Origin of the sequence: Agrococcus sp. ProA11 (assembly GCF_039880525.1) — a bacterium.
Classification (GTDB): domain Bacteria; phylum Actinomycetota; class Actinomycetes; order Actinomycetales; family Microbacteriaceae; genus Agrococcus; species Agrococcus chionoecetis.
The window spans coordinates 1,537,171-1,559,053 of the sequence record NZ_CP156989.1 but is presented as its reverse complement, the minus strand read 5'-3'; the positions used below and the strand labels follow the sequence as shown (position 1 = coordinate 1,559,053).

Genomic DNA, 21,883 nt, shown 5'->3' with positions numbered 1-21,883 from the left:
GCACCCGCGACACGAATCCGCCCGCCGCTCCGGCCCGGGCGGATTCGTCGTATGGCGGGGCCGGTCGCGCGGCGGCGCAGGGCGTGCAGCCGGTCAGTCGCGCCGGTCGCGCTCCTTCACCCGCAGCCCGCTGGCGATGAGGCGGCGCACGAGCGCCTTCGGGCTCACGCGCTCGGCGCCCATCGCCACGAGCTCGTCGATGCGCTCAGCGGGCACGTCGTAGTGGTCGTGGTCGAAGCCGCGCAGCGGGAGCCCGGCGCGGCGGGCGAAGTCGTGCAGCTCGTCGAGCGACACGTCGCTCACCAGATGCGCCCACATGCGACCGTGCGCCGGCCAGAGCGGGTCGTCCACGAGGAGCGCCATGCGGTCACGGTACCGGTTGAGTCACGACGCGCCCGGCGGCGGTGTTGCCCGACGGCCCCGATGCCTGTATCGTTGTTCGCTGGCGCAAGTCGCATTCCGTGCGCGCGCTGCAAGCTTCGTCCCGACACTGTCGGGAGTCGTTCCAACAGTGAGGATCCAACGTGGTGTACGCAATCGTGCGCGCCGGCGGCCGGCAGGAGAAGGTCGAGGTCGGGACCATTCTCGTCGTCGATCGCATCGCCGGTGACGACAACGGCAACGTCGAGCTGGCCCCCGTGCTGCTCGTCGACGGCGACAAGGTGACGTCGGACGTTGCTGCGCTCGCCAAGGTGAAGGTGACGGCAGAGGTCGTGACCGACCTGCGCGGCCCGAAGATCCGCATCCAGCACTACCGCAACAAGACCGGCTACAAGCGCCGCATGGGCCACCGCTCGGAGCTCACGCGCCTCAAGATCACCGGCATCAAGTAAGGGGTCCCAGAGATGGCACATAAGAAGGGCGCATCGTCCACCCGCAACGGTCGGGACTCGAACGCGCAGTACCTCGGCGTCAAGCGCTTCGGCGGCCAGGTCGTCAAGGCCGGCGAGATCCTCGTCCGCCAGCGCGGCACGCACTTCCACCCCGGCGCCGGCGTCGGCCGTGGCAAGGACGACACCCTGTTCGCCCTCGCGGCGGGCGCGGTCGAGTTCGGCTCGAAGGGCCGCCGCAAGGTGGTCAACATCGTCGCTGCCGCCGAATAGCTGGCGCACGCACGACACTGACATTCCGATGGACGGGGCGGGCTTCGGCTCGCCCCGTTCTCGTATCTAGAGGAGACATCCATGGCCACCTTCGTCGATCAGGTGACGCTGCACCTGCGTGCAGGCAACGGCGGTCACGGCTGCGTCTCCGTGCACCGCGAGAAGTTCAAGCCGCTCGGCGGCCCTGACGGCGGCAACGGCGGCGACGCCGGCGACATCGTGCTCGTCGCCGACCCGCAGGTCACGACGCTGCTCGGGTACCACCGCTCGCCGCACCGCGCGAGCGAGAACGGTCAGCCCGGCATGGGCGACAACCGCTCCGGCACCAAGGGCGCCGACCTCGAGCTGCCCGTGCCGGTCGGCACCGTGGTGCGCGATGCCGATGGCGAGCAGCTCGCCGACCTCACCCACCCGGGCATGCGGGTCGTGGTCGCCGAGGGCGGCCAGGGCGGCCTCGGCAACTCCGCGCTGGCGAACAAGCAGCGCAAGGCGCCGGGATTCGCGCTGCTGGGCACCGAGGGCCATGAGCACGACGTCACGCTCGAGCTGAAGACGGTCGCGGATGTCGCACTGGTGGGCTTCCCGAGCGCCGGCAAGTCGAGCCTGGTCGCCGCGATGTCCGCCGCACGCCCGAAGATCGCCGACTACCCGTTCACGACGCTGCACCCCAACCTCGGCGTGGTCGAGTCGGGGCAGACCCGCTACACGATCGCCGACGTGCCGGGCCTCATCGAGGGCGCCAGCGAGGGCAAGGGCCTTGGGCTCGAGTTCCTGCGGCACGTCGAGCGCTGCTCGGCGCTGCTGCACGTCATCGACTGCGCGACGCTCGAGGCGGGCCGCGACCCGGTGAGCGACCTGCAGGTCATCCTGGCCGAGCTCGCCGCGTACCCGGTGCCCGAGGGGCAGCCGCCGCTGCTGGAGCGCCAGCAGCTCGTCGCCCTCAACAAGATCGACGTGCCGGAGGCGGCGGAGCTCGCCGCATTCGTGCGCGAGGACATCGAAGCGCTCGGATTCCGGGTCTTCGAGATCTCCACGGTCGCCCAGAAGGGCCTGCGCGAGCTGTCGTTCGCGCTTGCCGAGATCGTCGAGGCCGACCGGCTCGCCAAGGCCGCTGACCCGGTGCCGGAGCGCATCGTGCTGCGACCGCGCGCGGTCGACGACGCCGACTTCACCATCAAAGTCGAGGGCACGCACGCCGGCCCGCTGTTCCGGATCCTGGGCGCCAAGCCGGAGCGCTGGGTGCAGCAGACCGACTTCCGCAACGACGAGGCAGTCGGCTACCTCGCCGACCGGCTCGCGAAGCTCGGCACCGAGGAAGCGCTGCTCAAGGCCGGCGCGGTCGCCGGCGCGACCGTCGTGATCGGCCCCGGCGCCGGCATCGTCTTCGACTGGGAGCCGACGGTCGCCTCCGGCGCCGAGCTGGTGGGCAACCGTGGCACCGACCCGCGGCTGGATCGCAACGACCGCCGCACCACGCCGGAGCGCCGCGAGCAGTACCGCCGCCTCATGGATGCGAAGCAGGCGGCTCGCGACGGGCTCGTGCAGGAGCGCGACGGCCGCGCCGCCGCCGACGACGAGGGCGTCGACGTGCAGCGCTGGGACGACGAGGCGTGACCTCGCTCGACCCCGCCGCGGGCGAGCTCATCGTCGTCAAGGTCGGCTCGTCATCGATCTCGGGGGAGCGCCGCGCGCAGATCGAGCCGCTCGTCGACGCCCTCGCGAGCCTGCACCGCACCTGCCGCGTCGTCCTCGTCTCGTCGGGTGCGATCTCGACCGGCATGCCGTTCCTCGGGCTCGACGACCGTCCGGTCGACCTGCCGATGCAGCAGGCGGCGGCAGCGGTGGGCCAGAACGTGCTCATGAACCGCTACCAGCGCGGCCTCTCGCGGCACGAGGTCACGGCGGCGCAGATCCTGCTGACGGCATCCGACATGGATCTCGACTCGCACCGCGTCAACGCGAGGAACGCCCTGCGACGCCTGCTCGAGCTGCGGATGCTGCCGATCATCAACGAGAACGACACCGTCGCGACGCACGAGATCCGCTTCGGCGACAACGATCGCCTCGCGGCCCTGGTCGCGAAGCTCATGCGAGCCGACCGCCTCATCCTGCTCTCCGACATCCCGGCGCTGCGCACCGCCCCGCCCGGCGAGCCCGGTTCCGAGCCGATCCACTCGGTGCCCTTCGGCGACCCGCTCGAGGGCGTGCGGCTCGGCGCGAGCGGCTCGCACATCGGCTCCGGCGGCGCGATGACGAAGGTGGATGCCGCCAGGCTCGCCGCCGACGCCGGCGTGCGCGTCACGGTCACCGCGACGCCGCTGCTCGAGCGGCTCGTGGCGGGGGAGCGGCTCGGCACCGAGTTCGAGCCCAATCCCGCTCCCGCGGCAGAGCCCGACGACGAGCGCTGAGCGTCCGGGGCGCATCCGCCGCCTCGTAGGATCGAGCCATGGCAGAGACCGACACCCGTGACGGCTTCGACGCGCTGCTCGACGCTTCGCAGCGCGCCTCGCGCACGCTCGGCGTCGCGCCGGCAGCGCAGCGGCACGCCGCGATCACCGCCATCGCGGGCGCGATCGAGTCGGCGGGCGCAGAGATCCGCGCGGCGAACGAGCAGGATCTCGAGCGCGGCCGGGAATCCGGCCTCGACGCCGGCCTGCTCGACCGGCTGCTGCTCGACGATGCGCGCATCGCCGGTCTGGCCGCCGCGGCCCGCCAGCTCGCCTCGCTGCCCGACCCGGTGGGCGAGGTGCTGCGGCAGCGCACGCTGCCGAACGGGCTCGACCTGACGCAGGTGCGCGTGCCGTTCGGCGTGATCGGCGTGATCTACGAGGCACGCCCCAACGTCACGGTCGACCTCGCGTGCATCGCGCTCGGCTCCGGCAACGCGGTCGTGCTGCGTGGCGGCTCGGCCGCCGAGCGCACCAACGCGGTGCTGGTCGCGACGATGCAGGGCGCGCTCGAGGCCGAAGGGCTGCCGCGCGCGGCCGTGCAGACCATCGACCCCTATGGCCGGGATGGCGCAGGGCGCCTCATGCGTGCCAGGGGCCTGGTGGACCTGCTCGTGCCGAGGGGGAGCGCATCGCTCATCGAGCGGGTCGTCACCGAATCGACCGTGCCGGTCATCGAGACCGGCGCCGGCATCGTGCACGCGTTCGTCGACCGGGCCGCCGACCTGTCGATGGCGACCGAGATCGTGCTGAACGCCAAGACCCAGCGCATCAGCGTCTGCAACTCGCTCGAGACGCTGCTCGTGCACCGCGACATCGCGGAGGAGGCCGTCCCCGCGCTCGCGACCGCGCTGCAGACCGCCGGCGTCACCGTGCACGCCGACCGCCCACTGCCGGGCGTCGAGGGCGCCGCGCCGCTCGGCCACGGCGGCTGGGCGACCGAGCACCTCTCGATGGACATCGCCATCGGCGTCGTCGACGACCTGGACGCTGCCATCGAGCACGTGAACCGCTACGGCACGCATCACACCGACACGATCGTGACGGAGGATGCGGATGCCGCGGGCCGGTTCCTCGCCGAGGTTGACTCCGCGGTCGTCATGCACAACGCCTCGACTCGCTTCACCGATGGCGGCGAGTTCGGCTTCGGCGCGGAGGTCGGCATCTCGACCCAGAAGGCGCACGCGCGGGGCCCCATGGGGCTGCCGGAGCTGACGAGCACCAAGTGGATCGTGCGGGGCTCCGGACAGGTGCGTCCATGAACGGCGATCGGCGCGCGCCGCGCTAGGCTGGACGCTGATCGGAGGCATCCATGACCCTGCTTGAGCTCGCGACCGCCGCTGCCGAATCCGGCGAGACCCACGTCACGCCGTACATCGCTGCCGGCATCACCGCTGCCGTGTTCATCATCTCGGCCATCGTGCTGCGCTCCTTCCGCGACGTCTCGCACCGCAGCGCCGACCCGTTCGCACCGGGTGCCGATCGTCACTGACGCACCCGCCGTGCCGGAGCGCCGGCGCCGCCTCGGCGTCATGGGCGGCACCTTCGACCCCATTCACCACGGCCACCTGGTGGCTGCCAGCGAGGTCGCGCAGCACTTCGGCCTCGACGAGGTCGTGTTCGTCCCGACCGGTGAGCCGTACCAGAAGCGGGATGTCTCGCCGAGCGAGGATCGCTACCTGATGACGGTGGTCGCCACGGCGTCTAACCCGCAGTTCACCGTCAGCAGGGTCGACGTCGATCGCGACGGCCCGACGTTCACGATCGACACCCTGCGCGACATGCGCGCGCAGCATCCGGACGCCGACCTGTTCTTCATCACCGGCGCCGATGCCTTCGCCTCCATCGTCGAATGGAAGGACGTGCAGGAGCTCTGGGAGCTCGCGCACTTCGTGGCCGTCACGCGCCCCGGCCACCAGCTCGAGATCGCGGATTACCCGAAAGAGCGCGTCTCTCTGCTGGAGATCCCCGCGCTTGCGATATCCTCGACTGATTGCCGCGCGCGAGTCCGCGCTGGCTATCCCGTCTGGTACCTCGTGCCCGACGGGGTGGTTCAATACATCAGCAAGCACGACCTGTACCGGAGACTGACTGCATGAGTGACGTGAACGGAGAGCGCCCGCTGACGCGGCGCGAGCTTCGCGCGCGCGAACGCGCGGCAGAGCTCGCAGCCAACGGCGACTCCACGCCCGAGCCGGATGCAGAGCAGCGCGCCGGAGACGACGAGCCCGCACAGCTCGGCCGCCACTCCACGCCCAGCGTGCCCGCAGCACCCGAGAGCGGCGACGTCCTCGAGGCGGAGCTGGTCTCTGAGGAATCGGGCACTGAGGAGCCGGTCGCGACGCCGGCGCCCCCCAAGGATCCGCAGCCCTCGAAGCCCATCGGGCGCTTCTTCGGTCGCAAGAAGAAGTCGGAGGCCGGTGACGCTCCCGCGCCCGACGCCGCGCAGGAGCCCGCCGAGACCGTCGCCATGGAGCAGGTCGACGTCCAGAAGGTGGATGCCGACTCCGCCGATGCTGCCGACGCCATCCAGGCCGAGATCGCCGAACCGCACGGCAGCGCGCCGACCGGTGGCTCCGCCGTTCCGGCCCCCTCATCCGCGCGCCGTTCGAGCGCGCACATCGACGACGTGCAGGGTCTCGACACCGTCGACGACGCCGAGGTCGATGACGTCGAGATCGACGAGGTGATCGTCGCGCAGCCGCGAGTCTCCTCGCGCCGCGTCGCCGAGGTCACCCCCGCCCAGCTCGAGGATCGCCGCCTGGCGCAGGAGGAAGCCGACGACGCCGTCGTCAGCGGCCCCAGCCGCGGCAGGTCCCAGCGCCTCCCCGTCATCGTCAACGTCGTCTCCGACACCTCCGAGCACCACATCGCCGACCTGCGCGAGCAGGGCGTCGCGGGAAAGGGCAGCGGCTCTGGCTCGTCGATCACGGCGAATGCGCTCGTGCTGCCCGCCGGCAGCGAGAGCCCCGACTTCACGCTCGAGGGCGATGACGGGCTGCTCGTGACCGGGTCGATCGACGTGCCGGAGGGCTTCGCCTCGTCCGGCCGCGGCAGTGTCTCGATCGACGGCAACGATGTTGACTCCGATGTTGCCGAGGGCGAGGTGTCGAGCCCGGAGACGGCGCCGGTGCGCGCCTCCAAGGCAGTGTCGTCGTATGCAAATGCTCGCGTGCAGATCGCGCCGAAGAAGCAGCGCTCGAACGTCTGGCCTGTGGCCATCGGCGTCGGCGCTGGCGGTGTTGCGGTCGCGGTCGCGGGCTTCCTGGCTCTCGCACTCTCGCAGGGCTGGCTCTGATCTCGGGAGGTGCGCGATGAGCGCGGACGACAAGGCGATCGCGCTCGCGCGCGCTGCAGCACGTGCGGCAGACAAGGCACTCGGCACCGACCAGGTGGGTCTGGATGTCTCTGGCCAGCTGCCGCTGACCGATGTCTTCCTGGTCGTGACCGGCCGCAACGAGCGGCAGGTCAGCGCCATCGCGCGCGAGATCGAGGATGCGCTGCTGCCGGAGGGTGCGAAGCCGGTGCGCCGCGAGGGTCGTGCTGACGGCCGCTGGGTGCTGCTCGACTTCTCCGACATCGTGGTGCACGTCTTCCACGAGGAGGAGCGCACCTACTACCAGCTCGAGCGCCTCTGGCGCGATGCTGCGGTCATCGACCTGCAGCTGCCGGAGCACGCCGCGCCCGACGCCGAATAGGCGAGCACGGGCCGCCCGGGGCGGCCCGCTCGGTGGCGCGCACGCGCGCCGCCGTCTCGGCTTGCGCTCACGTCGGGTGAGCGCCTAGAGTCTCTGCTACGTGCTTTGGAAACGTTTCCATTTCACTCGGACCGGTACGACTCAATGGGCGATGGCGCTCAGGGCGGAGCAGTGATGGCGAGCAGCCCCACGATCGCAGCCGTCGCCGAGCGTGCCGGCGTCTCCATCGCCACGGCCAGCCGAGCGCTGCACGGCGAGGGCGCATCCCCGGCCACCGCCGAGCGCGTGCGCGCCGTCGCCGCCGAGCTCGGCTACCGACCGAACGCGGTCGCCAGGGCGCTGCAGGCCGGTCGCACCGGGCAGATCGCGATGATCGTGCCGGATGCCGCCAACCCCGTCTACGCGCGGATGACGAGCGCGGTGCAGCACGAGCTCGCGGGTGACGAGCGCCAGCTGCTCGTGGCGCAGGCGCAGGACGCGTCGGCGGTGGCGGCGGCCATCCAGCGCTTCGACCCGAGCACGGTCGACGGCCTCATCGTCGTGCCGCTGCGCCCCGAGCCGCAGGTGCTCGAGGCGCTCGCGCAGTCGCGGGTGCCGGTCGTCGTGATCGGGACGCTGCCCGCGACCGCCGCGCATGGTGCCGTGGGCGCGGATTCGCGCGCCGGCGTCGGGCTCGCGATCGACCACCTGATCGAGCAGGGCGCCAGGCGGATCGCATTCGTCAACGGCCCGGTCGACACGACGCCCGGGCGGCTCCGCCTTGAGGGCTACCGCTCGGCGCTCGCCGCCGCGGCGCTGCCGGTCGACCCCGACCTCGAGATCGCGGCCGACGACTTCACGCACGCGGCGGCGCTGCCGGCGGTGCACACCCTCCTCGAGCGCCTCTCCGGTGCGCCCGCGATCGACGCGATCGTCGCGGCGAACGACCTCATCGCGTTCGCCGCCCTGCGCGTGCTGGCAGACCGCGGCATCGCGGTGCCCGACGAGTGCCTGGTGGTCGGCATGGACAACACCGAGCTCGCGGAGATCGCGATCCCCAGCCTGACGAGCGTCGACCTCGGCGCTGAGGCCCGCGGCACGCTCGCCGCGCAGCAGCTGCTCGCCGCGATCGGCGGCGACCGCACCGCGACGACGCACGCGATCGTCGAACCCCGGCTCGCGGTGCGCGAGTCCACAACCCGGAAGGTGCGCGGATGACGCCCGTCGATGTGACCGTCGCCGAGCGGAAGCTCGGCAAGCGGCGCAGGATCTCCCAGGAGCGGGGCGCCTGGCTGCTCTTCCTGCCGGCGATGCTGCCGATCCTGATGTTCAGCGTCTGGCCGCTCATGCAGGGCATCGTGCTGGGCTTCACGAACGCGACCGCCGGACGCAATGCCGTCACCGAGTTCAACGGGCTGCAGAACTACGTCGACCTGGCGGGCTACGACCTGTTCTGGAACTCGTTCGGGATCGGGCTGATCTGGGCGTTCTCGGTGACGATCATCCAGTTCGTCGCCTCGCTCTCGCTCGCGCTGCTGCTGAACGCCAACCTGTGGGGCCAGGGCGTGGCGCGCACCCTCGCGCTCATCCCGTGGGCCATGCCGCCGGTGATCATCGCGATCATGTGGCGGCTCATGCTGCACCCGACCTACGGGGCCGTGAACGGCGGCTTGGGCGCGGTCGGCCTGCCCGACTCCATCAACTGGCTCGGCCAGGCCTCGACGGCGCTGCCGGCCGCGATCGTGGTGGGCGTCTGGGCGGGCATGCCGCAGACGACCATCACGCTGCTCGCCGGGCTCCAGGGCGTGAACGCCGAGCTGCACGAGGCGGCGCAGATCGACGGTGCAGGCACCTGGCAGCGGTTCTTCTCGGTGACGCTGCCGGCGATCAAGCCGGTCATCATCGCGATCACCACGCTCGACTTCATCAACAACTTCAACTCGTTCGCGCTGGTCTATGTGCTGACCGCCGGGGCCTGGGGCACGATGCTGCCGATGCTCTTCGCCTACAACGAGGCGTTCCGCTACGGCAACTTCGGGCTCGCGAGCGCCATGGGCAACGTCATCGTGATCGTCATCGCGTTCTTCCTCTTCTTCTATCTGCGCGCGCAGGCGAGGGGAAGTGAGTCATGACGAAGCGCACCTTCCGGCTCGGCCGAGCCCTGCAGTACGTCGCCGTGACGCTGTTCATGATCTTCCTGGCGTTCCCGCTGCTGTTCCTGTTCACGACCGCGTTCAAGACGCAGCGCGAGCTGCAGTCGCCCGATCCGCAGCTGCTGCCCGCGCAGTGGAACCTCGACAACTTCGTCGCTGCCATCGACCGGGCCAACCTGGTGCAGGCGGCGGGCAACAGCCTGCTCGTGGCGCTCACGACCACGCTCATCGTCACCGTGATCTCGCTGCCGGCCGCCTACGCCCTGGCCCGCTTCCGCACGCGGCTGCGCAAGCTCGCCACCGGCTGGATCCTGCTCTCGCAGGTGTTCCCCTTCATCCTCATCATCATCCCGCTCTACCTGATGCTGCAGCCGCTCGGCCTCGGCAACTCGCTCGGCGGGCTCGTGGTGGTCTACGTCGTCTGGTCGCTGCCGTTCGCGCTCTGGATGCTGCAGGGCTACGTCGCCTCGATCCCGGTCGACCTCGAGGAGGCGGGCGCCATGGACGGCGCGCCCAAGTGGCGCGTGCTCGTCTCGATCGTGCTGCCGCTGCTCGCGCCCGGCCTCGTCGCCACCAGCCTCTTCGCCTTCATCGGCGCCTGGAATGAGTTCTTCTTCGCCCTCGTGCTGATCAAGGACGAGGCGCTGCAGACGCTGCCGCAACGGCTTGCGCTGTTCGTGGGCGCGGAGGGCCAGGTGCAGCTGGGGCAGCTCGCCGCGGCCTCGCTGCTGGCAGCCATCCCGAGCCTGTTCTTCTTCGCCCTGATCCAACGACGCCTCACGTCGGGCCTGCTCTCTGGCGCCGTCAAGGGCTGACCGACCACCCAACCCACCCTCACCCCCATCACCCAAGGAGATCTCATGCACCGCACATCCCGCGCCGCTCTGGCGCTCGCAGCGGGTGGCCTGCTGCTCACCGGCTGCGCCTTCGGCGGCGGCTCGGCACCCGCGGCCACCGAAACCACCGACCCCATGGAAGAGGTGACGCTCACCTTCCAGTCGCTCGCGTTCCAGGACGCCACCATCGCCGCGACCGAGGAGATCGTCTCGTCGTGGAACGAGGAGCACCCCGAGACGCAGATCGACCTCGTGCAGGGCTCCTGGGACAACGTGCACGACCAGCTCGTGACGCAGTTCCAGGGCGGCGACGCACCCGACATCATCCATAACGAGGCCTCCGACATGGCCGGCTTCGCGCACGACGGCTACCTCGCCGACCTGACGCCGTATCTCAGCGACGAGATCCGCGGCGACGTGGCCGACGGCATCTGGACCGCGGTCTCGGCGAACGACGAGATCTTCGGAGCACCGACGCTCATGCAGTCCTACGTGGCGTTCGCCAACACCGGCGCGTTCGAGGAAGCGGGCGTCGAGGTGCCCTCCGGCGAGTCGCTCGCCTGGGAGGACCTGCGTGCGATCGCGCAAGAGCTCACGGCTGACGACACCTACGGGCTCGGCTGGGGCCTGAAGTCGCCCACGGCGCCGTTCATGAACCTCGCCCTCGGCGAGGACGGCACCTACTTCGAGGTCGACGAGGACGGCGAGGCCACCATCGACATCGGCGAGGAGGAGCTCGCGCTGCCGCAGACCGTCCACGCGATGGCCTACGAGGATGAGTCGCTCGACCCGATCACGCTCACGCAGTCGGGCGGCGACGTGCTCCCGGGCTTCCTGGGTGGCACCTACGGCATGTACATCGGCGGCTCGTACCTCGCGCAGCAGATCGCCGACACCGCGCCCGAGGGCTTCGAGTGGACCGTGCTGCCGCCGCTGGCAGGCAGCGACAGCGCCGCACAGGGCACGTCGCCGCAGACGCTCTCGGTCTCGGCCGACTCGCAGTACGTCGACCGCGCAGCCGAGTTCATCAACTACTACATGCAGGCAGAGCACCTCGCGACCGTGGGTCAGGGCGACGCGCTGATCCCCGCGACCGGCGCGGCTCGCGACGCGCTCGCCGAGGCGACCGAGGGCCAGACCGGCTGGACCGAGATGCTCGTCTCCGGCGAGGTGCTCGAGGCAGCGCCGTTCCAGCTCGCGGTCAACTACCCGCAGTGGAAGGACCAGTACGCGACCCCTGCGTTCCAGCAGTACCTCGCCGACTCCATCAGCCTCGAGGAGCTGGAAGCCCAGTTGACCGAGGGCTGGGAATCGATCCAGTAGTCACCCCGGCCGGGCAGGGGCAGCAGTCCCTGCCCGGCCGCCCGGCGCATCCGCACCCATCGATCGGAGAGACATGAACGCCGCAGCATTCCAGGATGTCGCGACCGCAGCCCTCGCAGGCGCCGCCGTCGGCGACGCACTCGGCGGCGCAGCCGAGGGCAACACGCCCGAAGCCATCCAGCAGCGCTACGGGGGCACGATCGAGGGGATCGTCGGGCCGTTCCTGGACGACTGGCGCCACGCCAGACCTATCGCGCCGTACCACAAGGGCGACGGGCACGTCACGGACGACACCCTGATGACGAACCTGCTGGTCGACGTCTACGCGCACGTGCGACGCCACCTCACGGCACACGACATCGCCGAGCACCTGGTGCCCAGGATGATCGGTGAGGTGCAGTGGATCCCGGAGCTCGAGGCCGAGGCGCTGCCGCTCCACCGCGTCTTCCTCGCCGAGAAGTGGCTCGTCGCGCGCCTGCACTACGGCCACATCGACCCCCGCGAGGCAGGCGTCGGCAATGTCGTCAACTGCGGCGCCACCATGTACATGGGGCCCGTGGGCCTCGTCAACGCGGGGGATGCGCAGGGCGCCTACGCGGAGGCGATCGACATCGCCGGCGCGCACCAGTCGAGCTACGGCAGGGAGGCCGCGGGCGTCTTCGCGGCCGCGGTCGCCGCCGCCGCCGCTCCCGGCGCGACGATCGACGGCGTGCTCGACGCCGCCATCGGGCTCGCCCGCGACGGCACCCGCGCCGCGGTCGAGGCGACGGTCGAGGCCGGCCGGCGGCTGGACGGATGGCGCGACGGCGGGCTCGCCGCGCTGCGCGACGCCGTACGCCCGTACGACACGGTCGGCGAGACGTATCGGCAGCCGGCGATGGATGCGCGGCTGCCGAGCCGCACGAAGGCGATCGAGGAGCTGCCGGTGGCGCTCGGCCTGCTAGCCGCCTGCGACGGCGACTACCGCGAGGCGGTGCTCGGTGCGGTCAACTACGGCAGGGACTCCGACTCGATCGCGGTCATGGCGGGCACCATCGCCGGCGCGCTGGGCGGGCCCGACGCGGTGCCGGCGGAATGGATCGACGCCGTGGGCGAGGCCTCCCGCCTCGACCTGCGGGCCCCGGGCGCAGTGATCGCCGACGTCGCCGCAGCAGTCTGGTCGGCGGACGCCGAGCGCCACGCAGCCCGCAGCAGCGCGGTCGCGGCCCTCGGTCTCGACCGGTGACAGGCACCGCCCAGCCGATGCTGCGACTGAGCTGGACCCAGCCGGAGGATCTGGCCGCGCACGCGCTCGCCGCGGCACGCCTCGACGGCCTCGACGTGCGCGAGCTCGAGGCCGAGCTGACCGCGGCCGGCGGCAGCCTCGACGCACCCGTGAACGGCGCCACCCCGCACCCGGCCGACGCCGAGCTGCGCGCGGTCGCGGCGCGCGTCACCGCCGCGGCGACGCTGCTGCCGCGGCCCGCCGCGCTGCTCGCCGCCGAGCCGGATGCGCTGGAGACCATGGCGCTCGAGTTGCCTCGCACGCAGGTCGCCGCCGGGCTGGAGGATCGGCTGCGCGGCGCGTGGCTCGGGCGAGCGATCGGCTGCCTCATCGGCAAGCCGGTCGAGAAGATCCCGCGGGAGGGCATCCGCGCGATCGCCGAATCCACCGGGCGCTGGCCCATCCGCGGCTACTTCACGGAGGCCGGGCTCGACCCCGCAGTCGCCGAGCGCTGGCCGTGGAACCGTCGGTCACGCCCGACCAGCCTCGACGGCGTCATCGACGGCATGCCGGAGGACGACGACCTGAACTTCGCGGTGCTCGCACTGGTCGCCCAGGAGCGCGCGCGCTCCGCTGGCGGGCGCGCGGTCGACACCGCGGCGATCGCGCAGCTGTGGCTCGAGCAGCTGCCCGCCGGGCGGGTCTTCACCGCCGAGCGCATCGCCTACCGCAACCTGCTCGCCGGCGACGAGCCGCACATCGCCGCCGAGCGCGGCAACCCGTTCGTCGACTGGATCGGCGCGCTCATCCGCACCGACGCCTATGGTTGGGCCCACCCGGGCGAACCGGGCGCCGCCGCGCGGCTCGCGGTGGCGGATGCGCGCCTCACGCACCGCCGCGCGGGCGTGCACGGCGCGGTCTTCATGGCCGCTGCCGCCTCGATCGCGATCGCCGGCGCCGGCGTGGACGCGGCGATCGATGCCGGCATCGCTGCCGTGCCGCACGACTCCAGGCTCGCCGCGGCCGCCCGGCTCGGGCGCGACCTCGCCGCATCCGAGCTCGACGACGACGCGTGCCTCGACGAGCTGCACCGCGCCTACGGCCACCTGCACTGGGTGCACGTGCTGAACAACACCGCGCTGCTGGCGTTCGCGGCGCTGCGCGGGCACGGCGACTTCTCGCGCGGCGTCGGTCTGGCGGTCGCGGGCGGCTGGGACACCGATTCGGTGGGCGCGAGCGTCGGCGGTCTGCTCGGCGCCGCCGGCACGAGCGTGATCCCTGGCGAGCTCGCTGCGCCCATCCACGGCGTCTACCGCACGACGCTCGCGGGCTTCGACGGCATCCGCTTCGATGAGCTGGCGGCGCGCACGCTCGCCCTCGCGGAGGCGCGCGCATGATCCCCGACCCCGACGAGGCGCCCACCAACACCATCGACCCGCTGGTCCCTCGACCGATCGACCTGCCGACGGCGGTGCCGCTGCCCGACGAGGGCGGCGTGCCGCTGGCAGAGGCCGACTTCGACATCGCGAAGATCCTCGCCGCGCCCGCCGACCCGGCGCGCTGGCCCGCCTGGCGCGCGGAGCTCGAGCGTCTGGCCGTCGATGCACGGCGCCGGCTCGCGCACGACGACGCCGCCTACGACCGGGTGCCGTGGGCATCCGGATGCCGCGTGGCGGCGCAGATCTGGCTCTGGGACGAGCGGCTGTGGGATTGGCGCGCGCGCACCTTCACGCCCGAGCGGCTGCTGGCTGCCTATGAGGGCGTCGGCGGGCTCGACGGGCTCGTGCTCTGGCACGCCTACCCGTGCATCGGCATCGACGCCCGCAATCAGTTCGACTGGTACCGCGAGGTGCCGGGGCTCGCGGCACTCGTGGCCGACCTCAAGGCCGCCGGCGTGCGCGTCTTCCTCGACTACAACCCGTGGGATGTCGGCACGCGCCGCGAGACCGACGACGCCGGCCGCGAGCTGACGGACGGCGAGGCGCTGCGGCGCCTCGCGGATGAGCTCGGCGCCGAGGGCGTCTTCCTCGACACCCTGAAGCAGGCCGACCCGGCGTTCCTCGACGCGGTCGGCGGCGACCGACCGCTCGCGCTCGAGGGGGAGTCGCGTGCGCCCAACGAGCGGCTCCGCGACCACGTGCTGTCGTGGGCGCAGTGGTTCGCCGACTCGACCGCGCCCGGCGTGCAGCGCGCCCGGCTCGTCGAGCGTCGCCACATGCTGCACGGCATCCGCCGCTGGAACCGCTCGCACGCGGAGGAGCTGCAGTCCGCGTGGATGAACGGCACGGGCGTGCTGGTGTGGGATGCGGTGTTCGGCGTGTGGGTCGGCTGGAACGAGCGTGACCGCGCCACCCTGCGCGCCATGTCGCGCGTGCAGCGCGCCTGCCACGAGCTGCTCGAGCGCGGCGACTGGCAGCCGCTCGCGGGCGCGACGGCGGAGGCCGCGGACCGCGGCGTCTTCGGCACCACCTGGGCGCTCGGCGACCTGACGCTCGTGACGCTCATCAATCGTGGCGACGAGCCGGTGCGCGGCCGGTTCCTCGCGCCGCTCGAGGGCGCGCTGGTCGATCTCCTGCGGGGTGAGCCGACCGACGGCGAGGTGGTCGTTCCCGCGCACGGCATCGCCGCCGTGCTCGCCGTGCGCGGCGAGCGGCCCGACTGGGTCGGACCGCTGCTGGAGGCGGCCCGCGCCGACGACCGCTCGCAGGACGCGACCTTCCCGGCTCGCGCCACCTCGCGCATCCCGACGCCGCAGTCGACCGCCCGGCCACCGCACGATGCGGTGGCGGTGCCTGCCGGCACGCACGAGCTCGCGGTGCTGTGGCGCCGCCGCGAGACCGGCCTCTATGGCGAGGCGCCCTACGTGGAGGAGTGGAAGCCGCTGCCGCCCCGCCTGCACGACGACCGCCGGATCGCCGTCACGGCAGAGGTCGGCCCCGCAGCGGTCGCGCTGCGCGAGGTGAGCGTGGCCGAGTGGAACGCCGAGTGCGATCGGGCGGGCCTCGCCCGGCGCGACGGCGACGCCGACGCGCCCGTCAGCGGCATCGACCTCGACGAGGCGCGCGCCTTCGCGGCCGCCGTGGGCGCCCGACTCCCCACCGACCACGAGTGGCAGCTCGCGGGTGCGATGCTGGAGCGCCGCAGCCCGCGGGTCTGGAACTGGACGGAGAGCGAGATGACCGACGGCATCACCCGCCGCGTGATCCTCAAGGGCGGCAGCGACCGCGCCGTCACCGGATCCGACTGGTACGCCGACGGCGGCGAGCAGCCGCCCGAGCGCTCGCTCGCGTGGCTGCGCACCGGCATCGACCGCAGCCCGGCCATCGGCTTCCGGCTCGCCTGGGATGCGGAGCAGGCATCGTGAGCGGACCGCTCGAGGGCGTGCGGGTGCTCGATGTCTCCACGCTCTTCGCCGGGCCGCTCGCGGCGACCTTCCTCGGCGACTTCGGGGCCGACGTCATCAAGGTCGAGCATCCCCGCCGGCCGGACGCCTCGCGCGGCCACGGGCCAGCGAAGGAGGGCGTGAACCTGTGGTGGAAGACGCTCGGCCGCGGCAAGCGCACCGTCACGCTCGACCTGAAGCAGCCCGAGGGCGCCGAGGTGCTGCTGCGGCTCGTCGCGGGCGCCGACGTGCTGATCGAGAACTTCCGCCCCGGCACGCTCGAGCGCTGGGGGCTCTCGCCCGACCGCCTGCTCGAGGTCAACCCGGCGCTCGTGATCGCGCGCGTGACGGCCTTCGGCCAGCACGGCCCGCTCGCGCAGCAGCCGGGCTTCGGCTCGATCGCGGAGGCGATGAGCGGCTTCGCCGCGATCACGGGCGAGCCCGACGGGCCGCCCATCCTGCCCCCGTTCGGGCTGGCCGACGGCATCACGGCGCTCGCCACCGCCTACGCCTGCGCGATCGCGCTGCGTCACGCCGAGCGCACGGGCGAGGGTCAGGTGGTCGACATGGCGATCATCGAGCCGATCCTCATGCTGCTCGGCGGGCAGATCACGGCCTACGACCAGCTCGGCCTGGTGCAGCCGCGAGTGGGCAACCGCTCCGTGAACAACGCGCCCCGCAACGTCTACCGCACGGCCGATGATCGCTGGGTGGCTGTCTCGACCTCCTCGCAGTCGATCGCAGAGCGCGTTGTGACACTCGTCGGCAGGGCCGACTTCATCGACGAGCCCTGGTTCGCCTCCGGCAGCACCCGCGTCGAGCACGTGGACGAGCTCGACGCGGCGGTGGGCGGATGGATCGCGGCGCGGCCGCTCGCCGAGGTGGTCGCCGCGTTCGGGCGCGCCGAGGCCGCCATCGGCGTCGTCGACGACATCACCGGCGTGATGGCGAACCCGCAGTACGACTCGCTCGGCACGATCCTGCCGATCGATGATCCGGAGTTGGGGGAGATCCGCATGCAGAACGTGCTGTTCCGGATGTCGGCGACGCCCGGGCAGGTGCGCCACACCGGCCGCCGTCACGGCGAGGACACCGATGCGGTGCTCGCCGAGCTCGGGGTCACCGCCGAGCAGGCAGCGGCGCTGCGGGAGCGAGGCATCGTATGACCGTCGCGCTGTACGTGCCGGGCGATCGACCCGACCGATTCGACAAGGCCATGCGCTCGGGCGCCGACATCGTGATCCTCGACCTCGAGGATGCCGTCGCGGGCGACCGGAAGGCCGAGGCCCGTGCGGCCGTGGAGCGCTTCCTGCTCGACCACAGCGCCGGGGAACGGCAGCACGAGGACGCGCCTGTGCAACTTCGGACCAGCACCGTGCAGCTGCAGGTGCGCCTCGGCGACATCGGCGACCTCGCCGTCGCCGGGCGCTTCGACGTCGGCCTGCGGGTGCCGAAGGCAGGCATCGACCTGCTCGACCGCATCGTGGGCGAGCTCGGCGACGCGAGCCGGCGGCTGCATGCGATCGTCGAGGACGCCGCCGGTGTCGCCGCCCTCGACGCGATCGCGGCCCATCCCGCGGTCGCCTCCGTCGCGCTGGGGGAGTCGGATCTGCGCAGCGACCTGGGCTCGTCGAGCCCCGCGATGCTGGAGCATCTGCGCATCCGGCTCGTGCTCGCCGTCCGCGCGGCGGGGCTCGATGCGCCGCTCATGTCGGTCTACCCGGCGATCGGCGACCCGGCTGGGCTGGAGGAGGACTGCCGTGCCGGCGCCGCGCTCGGCTTCGGCGGCCGCACGGCCGTGCACCCGAAGCAGATCGACGTCATCCGCCAAGCGTTCGCCCCCAGCGATGCTGACCGCGCGTGGGCGCACGCCGTGCTCGATGCGCTCGACGCTGCGGACGGCGGCGTCACGACGCTCGCCGACGGGCAGATGGTCGACGAGGCGATGCGCCTGCGAGCGCAACGGATCCTGCGCGCGGCAGACGCGGCGAATCGAGCGCGAAGCTGACGCTCGGCGATCAGCGAATCACGCCTGCGCCCACGCTCCCGCATCGCCCGTCGTGCCGCGCACGAGCGCCACGACCAGGCTGCCCGCGGCACGCGCGGTGAACGTGTCGCCATCGACAGCGATCGCAGGCTGCGTCCCGTCGACCCACAGCGCGATCGCCTCGCCCGTTGCTCGGCCGTGCACTACGAGCTCGTCGCCATCGCGCTCGACGTGGAGCTCGACGGCCGCCTCGGCTGCGGTGCCGTCGGCCGCCAGCGGCGTCCACTCGGCCGCCGGCAGCTCGGGGGTGCGCGGCGGTGTCGTGCGCCGCTGGCGCTGCGCCTCGATCGCGAGTCCGATGCGCAGCAGCCGCTCGTCCTCGTACGGCTTGCCCGCGATCGTGAGGCCGACGGGCATCCCGATGTCGCCCATGGTGCCCATCGGCACGGTGACCGTCGGGATGCCGAAGTGGCGCCAGACGAGGTTGCCGTTCGCGACCCAGGTGCCGTTGCGCCACGCGAGCGCCGCAGAGTCGGGCTCGACATCGGCGTCGGCCGGACCGACGTCGGCGAGCGTCGGCATCACGACCGCATCGATGCCGTGCGCGTCGAGCCACTCGTCCCAGTCGACGCGGCGCGTCTGTTCGAGCCCCGCAATGCCCTCGGCCATGGCGGGGATCTCCTCGAGCTCCGGCACCGGCAGCGAGGGGAAGTCGGCCAGGCCGGCGTTCGCGGCCGGCTCGAAGGCGGGCGACGAGCGTTCGAAGCGATCGGGCAGCGCACCGGGCGGATGCGGGAAGATGCGCTCGCCGTCGACGTCGCGCAGCCGATCGAGTGCGGGGTCGCCGTTGCGTCGCAGGAATGCGTCCCACGCCCAGACCGCGAGCTCGCGCAGCTCGCTCTCGATGAAGCGCGGCGACACGATCCCGCGATTCAGGATGTGCGGTGCGCCGTCGCGGTCGCCCTCGTAGTTCGACACGATCGGCAGATCGGTCTCGACCACGGTGGCGCCCGCGGCGCGCAGGTCGTCGGCCATCGCGCGCCACAGCTCGAGCACGCTCGCGCGGGTCTCGATGGGGGAGCGGATCGCCTCGTCGGTGCCGATGTACATGCGCGGCACGGCGATCGTCATGCCGGCAAGCTCCGCCGGCTGCAGGTCTGCGAAGCGCTCCGGGCGCACCTCGTCGACGCCGGGCAGCGCCAGCCACGGCTGCTCGCGCCAGAAGTCGCCGTCGGTGCGGGCGTCGGGCTGCACGAGCACGTCGAGTGCGGCGAGCAGATCGGCCATGCTGCGCGCGTGCGGCACCACGACATCCATCGTCGGCACGAGTGCCCAGTTGCCGCGCATCGAGATGAGGCCGCGGGAGGGCGTGTAGGCGACGAGCGCGTTGCAGCTCGCCGGCGCCCTGCCCGACGACCAGGTCTCCTCGCCCAGCCCGATCACGCCGATGCCCGCCGCCGTCGCGGTGCCGGAGCCGTTCGACGATCCCGAACCGAAGGCGCTCGTGAGCCAGTCGGCGCTGTAGGGGCTCTCGGCGCGGCCGCGCAGCCCTCGCTGCATGCCGCCGTTCGCCATCGGGGGCATAGTGGTGAGCCCGATCAGCACGGCGCCCGACGCCCGCATCCGCTCGATCGCGAACGCGTCCTCGCCCGCCACGAGGTGCTCGAACGCCGGGCTGCCGGCCGAGACGGTCATGCCGCGCGCGGAGTAGCTCTCCTTCGCCGTGTAGGGAATGCCGTCGAGCACGCTCGCCGGGCTGCCAGCACGGATGCGCGCATCGGCGGCGCGCGCGGCGGCGAACACATCGGGTGCGAGCACGGGCACGGCGTTGAGGCGCGGACCTCCCACGCTGAACGCCCCGATGCGCGCGAGGGTGAGCGCGGCGAGCTCGGTCGCGCTCGTGCGGCCGCTGTCGAGCGCGGCGCGCAGCGCCTGCACGCTCGCCTCGACGAGCCGCGCGCTCACGATGCGGCCTTCGGCTGCTGCTGCGTGATGCAGTGGATGCCGCCGCCGCGCGCGAAGATCTCGCGCGCATCGACCGTCACCGCGCGCCTGCCCGGGTAGACGGCCTCGAGCACCTCGCGCGCCTCGGCATCTGCCGCCGGGTCGCCGAAGCCGCAGGCGAGGATGCCGTCGTTCAGGATCAGGTGGTTCACGTAGGACCAGTCGACCCAGCCCTCGTCATCGCGCAGCGTCGCGGGCGCTCGCAGCGGCACGATCTCGAGCTGACGACCGGCGGCGTCGGTCGCGTCACGCAGCACGCGCTCGATCTCGGCCGAGACCGCGGCGTCCGGGTGCTCGTCGGCTGCCTGCACATGCAGCAGCACGCGACCGTCGCCGACCAGCGAGGCGACCATGTCGACGTGACCGCGGGTGCCGAAGGGCTCATAGTCGCGCGTGAGGCCGCGCGGGAGCCAGATGGGATGCGTCGCGCCGATCGTGCGCGCGAGCTCGGCCTCCACGTCGGCACGCGAGATGCCGGGGTTGCGGCCCGGATCGCGCTGCACGGTCTCGGTGAGCAGCACGGTGCCGTGACCGTCGACGTGGATGGCTCCGCCTTCGTTGACGAGCGGCGATGCGATGCGCTCGGCACCGGCCTGCTCGGCGACGAGCGCGGCGATGCGCGAGTCATGCTCCCAGCTGGCCCAGTCCTGGCCGCCCCAGCCGTTGAAGACCCAGTCGACGGCCCCGAGCCTGCCCTGCTCGTCGAGCACGAACGTGGGACCGATGTCGCGCATCCACGCGTCGTCGAGCGGCGCCTCGACCGTCGTGATGTCGCCCGCGAGCAGCCGGCCGGCGACATCGCGCTCGTCGGGGTCGACCACCACGGTGACGGGCTCGAACTCGCTGGCCGCGTTGGCCACGGCCGCCCAGGCGCGATGCGCGGCGTCCGCCTCGGCCGAGGTCTCGCCGGCATTCGGTCCGTGCGGGAAGGCCATCCAGAGCCGCTCGTGCGCTGCGGATTCCGCGGGCATCGTCCAGGCCATGATCGCCTCCAGGGTCGTCGTCGACGTAATTGACACTATGGTCAATAAGCGGGTCGTACGACAAGTTACTGTGGACCCAGCAAGGATGCAATGACCAACCACAAGCGTGTCAGGAAGACCCCCGAGCAGCGCCGCGCGGAAGTGCACGACGCTGCTCGCTCGATCGCGCTCGAGTCCGGCCTGAGCGCGGTGACACAGCGCGCGGTGGCCGATCGCGTCGGCGTCGCGCCCGCCCTGGTCACCCACTACGTGACCCGCATGGAACTGCTGGTCGCCGACATCTTCCGCGACATCGCTCAGGAGGAGCTCGCGAGCGTACGAGCGAGCGTCGACGCGGTCGAGGGCGGCGAGGTCGAGCAGGTGCTCGTGCTGCTGCGCGAGCTCATCCACGACTTCCGCCGCGATGTCGCGCTCGTGTGGCTCGACGGCTGGAGCCTGTCACGGCGCAACGCCGAGCTCGCCGCGGTGCTCGTGGAGGAGGCGCGGGCCTGGGAGGAGTTCGTCGCGGACATCTTCGCGCGAGGGCACGCCGCCGGTGCGTTCAGCGCTCCGGAGCCGCTCGCGCTCGCTCGCTTCGTGGTGGGCGCCACCGACGGCCTCAGTGCCCAATCGGCCGTGTGGGCCGGCTACGAGGAGGAGACCGCGCACTACGTGATCACGACCGTCACGGCCCTGCTGCGCATCCAGCCCGAGGATGTGCGTCGCGCGTCCTATTGACCGCCTAAACAATAGTGTGCGATAGTCACGTCGTCGACGCGGAGCAGCGTCGCAGACGGAGTGGGAG

General features: G+C 72.2%; 22 protein-coding genes. 19 read left to right on the top strand and 3 right to left on the bottom strand.

Going from position 1 to position 21,883, the window contains the following annotated elements; genetic code table 11:
• Window positions 1-93: 93 nt before the first annotated feature.
• The gene (locus tag ABG090_RS07535) at window positions 94-363 is read right to left on the bottom strand and encodes a DUF4031 domain-containing protein (RefSeq protein WP_347753827.1); all 270 of its coding nucleotides are present in this window, start codon (window positions 361-363) and stop codon (window positions 94-96) included.
• A gap of 161 nt (window positions 364-524) precedes the next feature.
• Here ABG090_RS07535 and rplU point away from each other — a divergent pair, with 161 nt between their 5' ends.
• From rplU to ABG090_RS07445, 18 genes are all read left to right on the top strand, one after another.
• The gene (rplU, locus tag ABG090_RS07530; protein WP_347753826.1) at window positions 525-833 is read left to right on the top strand and encodes a 50S ribosomal protein L21; all 309 of its coding nucleotides are present in this window, start codon (window positions 525-527) and stop codon (window positions 831-833) included.
• 12 nt (window positions 834-845) lie between these two features.
• Complete coding sequence (gene rpmA / locus ABG090_RS07525; RefSeq protein WP_347753824.1) at window positions 846-1,103, top strand: 50S ribosomal protein L27; 258 nt, start codon at window positions 846-848, stop codon at window positions 1,101-1,103.
• 81 nt (window positions 1,104-1,184) lie between these two features.
• Window positions 1,185-2,717 carry a GTPase ObgE gene (gene obgE, locus ABG090_RS07520; RefSeq protein WP_347753823.1) on the top strand — a complete coding sequence of 511 codons (1,533 nt, stop codon included), beginning with the start codon at window positions 1,185-1,187 and terminating at the stop codon, window positions 2,715-2,717.
• Window positions 2,714-3,511 carry a glutamate 5-kinase gene (gene proB, locus ABG090_RS07515; protein ID WP_347753821.1) on the top strand — a complete coding sequence of 266 codons (798 nt, stop codon included), beginning with the start codon at window positions 2,714-2,716 and terminating at the stop codon, window positions 3,509-3,511. Before obgE ends, proB begins: the two co-directional genes overlap by 4 nt.
• A gap of 38 nt (window positions 3,512-3,549) precedes the next feature.
• Complete coding sequence (locus ABG090_RS07510; protein WP_347753820.1) at window positions 3,550-4,812, top strand: glutamate-5-semialdehyde dehydrogenase; 1,263 nt, start codon at window positions 3,550-3,552, stop codon at window positions 4,810-4,812.
• Window positions 4,813-4,862: 50 nt separating this feature from the next.
• Entirely contained in the window at window positions 4,863-5,042 is a 180-nt protein-coding gene (locus ABG090_RS07505; RefSeq protein ID WP_347753818.1) for a hypothetical protein, read from the top strand.
• 40 nt (window positions 5,043-5,082) lie between these two features.
• On the top strand, window positions 5,083-5,649 hold the full coding sequence (gene nadD, locus ABG090_RS07500; RefSeq protein ID WP_347757553.1) for a nicotinate-nucleotide adenylyltransferase: 567 nt from the start codon (window positions 5,083-5,085) through the stop codon (window positions 5,647-5,649).
• Window positions 5,646-6,848 carry a hypothetical protein gene (locus ABG090_RS07495; protein WP_347753816.1) on the top strand — a complete coding sequence of 401 codons (1,203 nt, stop codon included), beginning with the start codon at window positions 5,646-5,648 and terminating at the stop codon, window positions 6,846-6,848. Before nadD ends, ABG090_RS07495 begins: the two co-directional genes overlap by 4 nt.
• A gap of 16 nt (window positions 6,849-6,864) precedes the next feature.
• Window positions 6,865-7,248: a ribosome silencing factor gene (rsfS, locus tag ABG090_RS07490; RefSeq protein WP_347753814.1), complete on the top strand. Its 384-nt coding sequence runs from the start codon at window positions 6,865-6,867 to the stop codon at window positions 7,246-7,248.
• Between the two features lie 174 nt (window positions 7,249-7,422).
• Window positions 7,423-8,445, top strand: a complete 1,023-nt coding sequence (locus tag ABG090_RS07485; protein ID WP_347753813.1) for a LacI family DNA-binding transcriptional regulator — start codon at window positions 7,423-7,425, stop codon at window positions 8,443-8,445.
• On the top strand, window positions 8,442-9,359 hold the full coding sequence (locus ABG090_RS07480) for a sugar ABC transporter permease (protein ID WP_347753812.1): 918 nt from the start codon (window positions 8,442-8,444) through the stop codon (window positions 9,357-9,359). Before ABG090_RS07485 ends, ABG090_RS07480 begins: the two co-directional genes overlap by 4 nt.
• The gene (locus ABG090_RS07475) at window positions 9,356-10,195 is read left to right on the top strand and encodes a carbohydrate ABC transporter permease (protein ID WP_347753810.1); all 840 of its coding nucleotides are present in this window, start codon (window positions 9,356-9,358) and stop codon (window positions 10,193-10,195) included. Before ABG090_RS07480 ends, ABG090_RS07475 begins: the two co-directional genes overlap by 4 nt.
• 45 nt (window positions 10,196-10,240) lie before the next feature.
• Entirely contained in the window at window positions 10,241-11,539 is a 1,299-nt protein-coding gene (locus tag ABG090_RS07470) for an extracellular solute-binding protein (protein WP_347753809.1), read from the top strand.
• 73 nt (window positions 11,540-11,612) lie between these two features.
• On the top strand, window positions 11,613-12,764 hold the full coding sequence (locus tag ABG090_RS07465) for an ADP-ribosylglycohydrolase family protein (protein ID WP_347753808.1): 1,152 nt from the start codon (window positions 11,613-11,615) through the stop codon (window positions 12,762-12,764).
• A complete protein-coding gene (locus ABG090_RS07460) occupies window positions 12,761-14,140 on the top strand; it encodes an ADP-ribosylglycohydrolase family protein (protein ID WP_347753807.1) in 1,380 nt (459 codons plus the stop codon). The genes ABG090_RS07465 and ABG090_RS07460 overlap by 4 nt, the downstream gene beginning before the upstream one ends.
• A complete protein-coding gene (locus ABG090_RS07455; RefSeq protein WP_347753805.1) occupies window positions 14,137-16,107 on the top strand; it encodes an SUMF1/EgtB/PvdO family nonheme iron enzyme in 1,971 nt (656 codons plus the stop codon). Before ABG090_RS07460 ends, ABG090_RS07455 begins: the two co-directional genes overlap by 4 nt.
• Entirely contained in the window at window positions 16,104-17,291 is a 1,188-nt protein-coding gene (locus tag ABG090_RS07450) for a CoA transferase (protein WP_347753804.1), read from the top strand. Before ABG090_RS07455 ends, ABG090_RS07450 begins: the two co-directional genes overlap by 4 nt.
• Window positions 17,288-18,133: a CoA ester lyase gene (locus ABG090_RS07445; protein WP_347753802.1), complete on the top strand. Its 846-nt coding sequence runs from the start codon at window positions 17,288-17,290 to the stop codon at window positions 18,131-18,133. Before ABG090_RS07450 ends, ABG090_RS07445 begins: the two co-directional genes overlap by 4 nt.
• A gap of 18 nt (window positions 18,134-18,151) precedes the next feature.
• On the opposite strand, the gene ABG090_RS07440 is transcribed toward ABG090_RS07445, so the two are convergent.
• Both ABG090_RS07440 and ABG090_RS07435 read right to left on the bottom strand, forming a co-directional pair.
• Window positions 18,152-20,077 (bottom strand): amidase, encoded by a 1,926-nt coding sequence (locus ABG090_RS07440; protein ID WP_347753800.1) that lies wholly within the window; start codon window positions 20,075-20,077, stop codon window positions 18,152-18,154.
• Window positions 20,074-21,099, bottom strand: a complete 1,026-nt coding sequence (locus tag ABG090_RS07435; RefSeq protein WP_347753798.1) for an agmatine deiminase family protein — start codon at window positions 21,097-21,099, stop codon at window positions 20,074-20,076. The genes ABG090_RS07440 and ABG090_RS07435 overlap by 4 nt, the downstream gene beginning before the upstream one ends.
• 90 nt (window positions 21,100-21,189) lie before the next feature.
• Between ABG090_RS07435 and ABG090_RS07430 the strand changes: the two genes are divergently transcribed.
• Complete coding sequence (locus ABG090_RS07430) at window positions 21,190-21,816, top strand: TetR family transcriptional regulator C-terminal domain-containing protein (protein ID WP_347753797.1); 627 nt, start codon at window positions 21,190-21,192, stop codon at window positions 21,814-21,816.
• Window positions 21,817-21,883: the final 67 nt, after the last annotated feature.

Coding starts and splice junctions, on each gene's coding strand:
- ABG090_RS07535 (WP_347753827.1), bottom strand. CDS start 363: ATGGCGCTCCTCGTGGACGACCCGCTCTGGCCGGCGCACGGTCGCATG.
- rpmA (WP_347753824.1), top strand. CDS start 846: ATGGCACATAAGAAGGGCGCATCGTCCACCCGCAACGGTCGGGACTCG.
- obgE (WP_347753823.1), top strand. CDS start 1,185: ATGGCCACCTTCGTCGATCAGGTGACGCTGCACCTGCGTGCAGGCAAC.
- ABG090_RS07510 (WP_347753820.1), top strand. CDS start 3,550: ATGGCAGAGACCGACACCCGTGACGGCTTCGACGCGCTGCTCGACGCT.
- ABG090_RS07505 (WP_347753818.1), top strand. CDS start 4,863: ATGACCCTGCTTGAGCTCGCGACCGCCGCTGCCGAATCCGGCGAGACC.
- nadD (WP_347757553.1), top strand. CDS start 5,083: ATGGGCGGCACCTTCGACCCCATTCACCACGGCCACCTGGTGGCTGCC.
- ABG090_RS07495 (WP_347753816.1), top strand. CDS start 5,646: ATGAGTGACGTGAACGGAGAGCGCCCGCTGACGCGGCGCGAGCTTCGC.
- rsfS (WP_347753814.1), top strand. CDS start 6,865: ATGAGCGCGGACGACAAGGCGATCGCGCTCGCGCGCGCTGCAGCACGT.
- ABG090_RS07485 (WP_347753813.1), top strand. CDS start 7,423: ATGGCGAGCAGCCCCACGATCGCAGCCGTCGCCGAGCGTGCCGGCGTC.
- ABG090_RS07480 (WP_347753812.1), top strand. CDS start 8,442: ATGACGCCCGTCGATGTGACCGTCGCCGAGCGGAAGCTCGGCAAGCGG.
- ABG090_RS07475 (WP_347753810.1), top strand. CDS start 9,356: ATGACGAAGCGCACCTTCCGGCTCGGCCGAGCCCTGCAGTACGTCGCC.
- ABG090_RS07470 (WP_347753809.1), top strand. CDS start 10,241: ATGCACCGCACATCCCGCGCCGCTCTGGCGCTCGCAGCGGGTGGCCTG.
- ABG090_RS07465 (WP_347753808.1), top strand. CDS start 11,613: ATGAACGCCGCAGCATTCCAGGATGTCGCGACCGCAGCCCTCGCAGGC.
- ABG090_RS07455 (WP_347753805.1), top strand. CDS start 14,137: ATGATCCCCGACCCCGACGAGGCGCCCACCAACACCATCGACCCGCTG.
- ABG090_RS07445 (WP_347753802.1), top strand. CDS start 17,288: ATGACCGTCGCGCTGTACGTGCCGGGCGATCGACCCGACCGATTCGAC.
- ABG090_RS07435 (WP_347753798.1), bottom strand. CDS start 21,099: ATGGCCTGGACGATGCCCGCGGAATCCGCAGCGCACGAGCGGCTCTGG.
- ABG090_RS07430 (WP_347753797.1), top strand. CDS start 21,190: ATGACCAACCACAAGCGTGTCAGGAAGACCCCCGAGCAGCGCCGCGCG.